The sequence below is a fragment of the Actinoplanes sp. NPDC051411 genome (assembly GCF_040682075.1).
Classification (GTDB): Bacteria; Actinomycetota; Actinomycetes; order Mycobacteriales; family Micromonosporaceae; genus Actinoplanes.
The window spans coordinates 2098-6159 of sequence record NZ_JBFBAD010000225.1 but is presented as its reverse complement, the minus strand read 5'-3'; the positions used below and the strand labels follow the sequence as shown (position 1 = coordinate 6159).

Genomic DNA, 4062 nt, shown 5'->3' with positions numbered 1-4062 from the left:
TAAAACGTTCCCGCCCCGCTGGGGGTGGGGGCGGACCTGGGCGGCCCCCCCCCCCGACCGTTTTCCGTCAGAAAGGCCAGGGCACCGTGAGCTCGCCGCGTCGCCACCGATGCGGCCCGTCCAGAACCGGAACCCCCTCGTCGCGAAGCCGGCGCACAGTGGCCAGCCAGCGCTGCCGCGGCCCGAACGGCGCCGCCTCCGCCTCCCACGCGCGCCCGAACAGATGCAGCAGATCGTGGATCGGATGACCGGGCACGTTGTGGTGGATCAGCGCTTTGGGCAGCCGCTCGGCGAAGGTCGCCGGATGGTCCAGATCGGACAGACGAGCCGAGAAGGTGAGCGTCGACGGCCGCCCGTCCGACACCACCGCCCAGGTGGCGATCCGGCCCAGCTCGTCGCACGTGCCCTCGACCAGCACGGCCCCGGTCGCGGTCATCTGCCGCCAGGCCGCCGCGACCTCGGACTCGTCGTACTGCCGGAGCACGTTGAACGCGCGTACCACCACGGGACGCAGGCCGGCCAGCTCGAACCCGCCGCGGCGGAACTGAAGACCCGGCGGATCGGCGAAGGGAAGCGCGGCTTCCACGCGTACGGGATCGATCTCCAAACCGACCACCGCGACGTCTCGTCGCACCGAGGCCGCCAGGCGGCCTCGAAGTTCCACCGCGGTGACCGGCGTCGCGCCGTAACCCAGATCGATCACCAAGGGTCGCGCTGCGTTCCGCAGCAGCTCACCGCAGCGGTACGCGATGAAGTTGTCCACCCGGCGCAACCGGTTGGGGTTGGTCGTTCCCCGCGTGATCTCGCCGACCGGCTTCATGACCGTGACCGCTACTTCTCGCGATGCACTTTGTGTTGCGCGGCCTGGGCGATCGGCCGCACCACGAGCCGGTCGATGTTGACGTGCTGGGGCCGCGTCGCCGCGAAGACGATCAGGTCGGCGATGTCGTCGGCGACCAGCGGCTCGGCCACGCCCTCGTAGATCTTGTCGGCGGCCGCCTGATCGCCGCCGAAGCGCTTGAGCGAGAACTCCTCGGTGCGCACCATGCCCGGATCGATCTCGATCACCCGCACCGGTTTGCCGACGATCTCCAGTCGGAGCGTGCCGACCAGGGCGCCCTGCGCGTGCTTGGCCGCGGCGTAACCACCGCCGCCCTCGTAGACGACGAACGCGGCCGTCGACCCGACCGTCACGATCGTGCCGGCGCCACTCGCCTCCAACGCCGGGAGCAGCGCCTTCGTCATGCGGAGGGTGCCGAGGACGTTCACGTCGTACATCGCCTGCCAGTCGGCGACCGACGCGGACGCGACCGGGTCGAGGCCGACGGCGCCGCCCGCGTTGTTGACCAGAACCGTGACCGGACCGCCCAGCCCGGCCACCTCGGCGGCCAGGCCGGCGACCGACTCGTCCGAGGTCACGTCGCACTCGACCGCGGTCGCCGCCGGGCCGATGTCCTTGACCAACGCCGCCAGCCGGTCGGCCCGCCGGGCAGCCGCGACGACGTGGAATCCCTCGGCGGCGAGCCGGCGGGCCGTGGCCTCGCCGATCCCGCTCGACGCGCCCGTGACAACCGCGATCTTCTGCATGTCACCGATCCTCTCCTAATGACGTGCATCACCCCCAACCGCCTGAGGCGTGGTTCACGCCTCCCCGATGGGGAAGATGAATCACGGCGTAACAGTTGCAGGTTACGTTTGACCGTTACCCCGGAGGAAAAATCGTGGCTGAGTGGCCGGCCCCCCGCCGCATCGCCACCCTCTCCGTGCACACGTCCCCCCTCGAACAACCGGGCACCGGTGACGCGGGCGGCATGAACGTGTACATCGTCGAGGTCTCGAAGCGACTGGCCAAACTCGGCGTCGAGGTGGAGATCTTCACCCGCGCCACCCGGGGCGAATTGCCGCCCGTGGTCGAGATGGCCCCTGGAGTGAAGGTCCGGCACGTGAACGCCGGACCGCTCGAGGGTCTGTCCAAGGAGGAACTCCCGTCTCAGCTGTGCGCCTTCACGCACGGCGTACTGCGGGCCGAGGCGGCCCACCCGCCCGGCTACTACGACCTCATCCACTCCCACTACTGGCTGTCCGGGCAGGTCGGCTGGCTGGCCCGGGAGCGCTGGGGCGTGCCGCACGTGCACACCGCCCACACCCTGGCCAAGGTCAAGAACCGGCTGATCGCCGACGGCGACCGTCCCGAGCCCAAGGCCCGGGTGATCGGCGAGGAGCAGGTGATCGCCGAGTCCGACCGCCTGGTCGCCAACACCCGCTTCGAGGCCGCCGACCTGGTCGGCTCGTACGACGCCGACCCGTCCCGCGTGGTGGTCGTCGAGCCGGGCGTCGACCTCGACCGGTTCCGTCCCGGCCGCAGCGATCGCGCGGCTCTCGGGCTGCCACCCACCGGCAAGATCGTCGCCTTCGTCGGCCGCATCCAGCCCCTCAAGGGCCCGGACGTGCTGGTCGGCGCCCTCGCCTGCCTCAAGGCGATGTCGGACCAGGACGTCACCGTGGTCATCTGCGGCGGCCCGAGCGGCAGCGGCCTCGAGCGCCCGACCGCGCTGATGGAGCTGGCCGCGTCGCTCGGTGTCGCCGGCTCGGTGGTGTTCCTGCCGCCGCTGACCGGTGACGACCTGGCCGCTCTCTACCGCACCGCCGACCTGGTCGCGGTGCCGTCGCACAGCGAGTCGTTCGGCCTGGTCGCCCTGGAGGCCCAGGCGTGCGGCACGCCGGTGGTGGCGGCCGCGGTCGGCGGGCTGGTCACGGCGGTGAAGGACGGCGTCAGCGGGGTGCTGATCGACGGGCACGACGTGCGGGACTGGGCGCGGGTGCTCGACAACCTGCTCGCCGCTCCGCGGCATCGCGCGATGCTCGCGGCGGGGGCGGTCGCGCACGCCGCCGACTTCTCCTGGGACCGTACGGCCGAGGCCCTGCTCCGGGTCTACCGTGGGGCCGTGACCGACCACCGCGCGCTGATCGCCTCCCGCCTTTCCTCCCTGGACGAGGCGTGCATATGGTGACCGCCCTCATCGAACGGGTCCTGACCGAACGCGAGCTGGAGTGGGACACCACCGGTCCCGGGGCTTACGTGGTGACGCTCCCCGGCACCCACAAGCTCAAGACCGCCTGCAACCTGATCGTCGGCGAGCACGCGCTGCGCATCGAGGCGTTCGTGATGCGCCAGCCCGACGAGCGCCGCGAAGACCTGTGGGCCTGGCTTTTGCGGCGAAACGCCCGCATGTACGCGGTCTCGTTCTCGATCGACGCGGTCGGCGACGTCTACCTGACCGGCCGGGTGTCACTGAAGGGCCTCGACGAGGACGAACTCGACCGGCTGCTCGGCTCGGTCCTGACGTACGCCGACGAGTCGTTCGACACGATGCTCGAGATCGGCTTCGGCACGTCGATCCGCCGAGAATGGGACTGGCGCGTCAAACGAGGCGAATCCCTGGCCAACCTCCAGGCGTTCCGCCACCTCGCCCCGCCGGCCGGCGAGTAGCGCTCGTCACAATGTCCACCATGGACTACTGCGCTTAGTGACGTGCCTTACTTCTTCGAATGCGATCATGCGCCCGCGAAACTTCCGATCCGCCTTGAAGCGCTGGTGAACACCCGGTGAATCGGGATTCGGCCCGCCGCCATTCCGGCCCCCTTTTACCAGGTTGAGGGTCCGTATGAAGGACAGGTCGATCCACCGATCGGCTTTTTTTCGATGGCTGTGACGGTTCAGACAGATGGCAGACAGCCAACTGGCTTGTGGGGTTTGACAGGCCCAACTAGCGTAATCAATGGACGCCGGATCGTTAGTTCGGGGAACTGGTTGATCAGCAATGGTCGCCGCGATCGGCGTTTGGGGACGGGTGGCATATGCCGTTGGGGGACGGCGCGACCCGAGACCGGCGGTTAGTGCGGGCGACGCCTATGGGGATGGGCGTCGTCCGCCGCCGCCGGCGAACGACGCTCTAGGTGGCCAGCGACGCTCTAGGTGGCCAGCGACGCTCTAGGTGGCCAGCGACGCTCTAGGTGGCCAGCGACGCTCTAGGTGGCCAGCGACGCTCTAGGTGGCCAGCG

General features: G+C 69.8%; 3 protein-coding genes and 1 pseudogene. 2 read left to right on the top strand and 2 right to left on the bottom strand.

From position 1 onward, the window contains the following. Window positions 1-67: 67 nt before the first annotated feature. Together AB0M88_RS51620 and AB0M88_RS51615 are read right to left on the bottom strand one after the other, a co-directional pair. Complete coding sequence (locus tag AB0M88_RS51620) at window positions 68-820, bottom strand: class I SAM-dependent methyltransferase (RefSeq protein WP_364115446.1); 753 nt, start codon at window positions 818-820, stop codon at window positions 68-70. A gap of 11 nt (window positions 821-831) precedes the next feature. Beyond that, a complete protein-coding gene (locus tag AB0M88_RS51615) occupies window positions 832-1587 on the bottom strand; it encodes an SDR family NAD(P)-dependent oxidoreductase (RefSeq protein WP_364115443.1) in 756 nt (251 codons plus the stop codon). A 67-nt stretch (window positions 1588-1654) separates the two neighbouring features. Between AB0M88_RS51615 and mshA the strand changes: the two are divergent. Both mshA and AB0M88_RS51605 read left to right on the top strand, forming a co-directional pair. Next, window positions 1655-3011, top strand: a pseudogene (gene mshA, locus AB0M88_RS51610) (D-inositol-3-phosphate glycosyltransferase). After that, window positions 3005-3490 (top strand): YbjN domain-containing protein, encoded by a 486-nt coding sequence (locus AB0M88_RS51605; RefSeq protein WP_364115440.1) that lies wholly within the window; start codon window positions 3005-3007, stop codon window positions 3488-3490. Before mshA ends, AB0M88_RS51605 begins: the two are co-directional and overlap by 7 nt. The last annotated feature ends 572 nt before the right edge of the window (window positions 3491-4062 follow it).

What these genes read in the sequence shown, in the direction of transcription:
- AB0M88_RS51615 (WP_364115443.1), bottom strand. Translation starts at nt 1,587, where the DNA reads ATGCAGAAGATCGCGGTTGTCACGGGCGCGTCGAGCGGGATCGGCGAG.
- AB0M88_RS51605 (WP_364115440.1), top strand. Translation starts at nt 3,005, where the DNA reads ATGGTGACCGCCCTCATCGAACGGGTCCTGACCGAACGCGAGCTGGAG.
- AB0M88_RS51620 (WP_364115446.1), bottom strand. Translation starts at nt 820, where the DNA reads ATGAAGCCGGTCGGCGAGATCACGCGGGGAACGACCAACCCCAACCGG.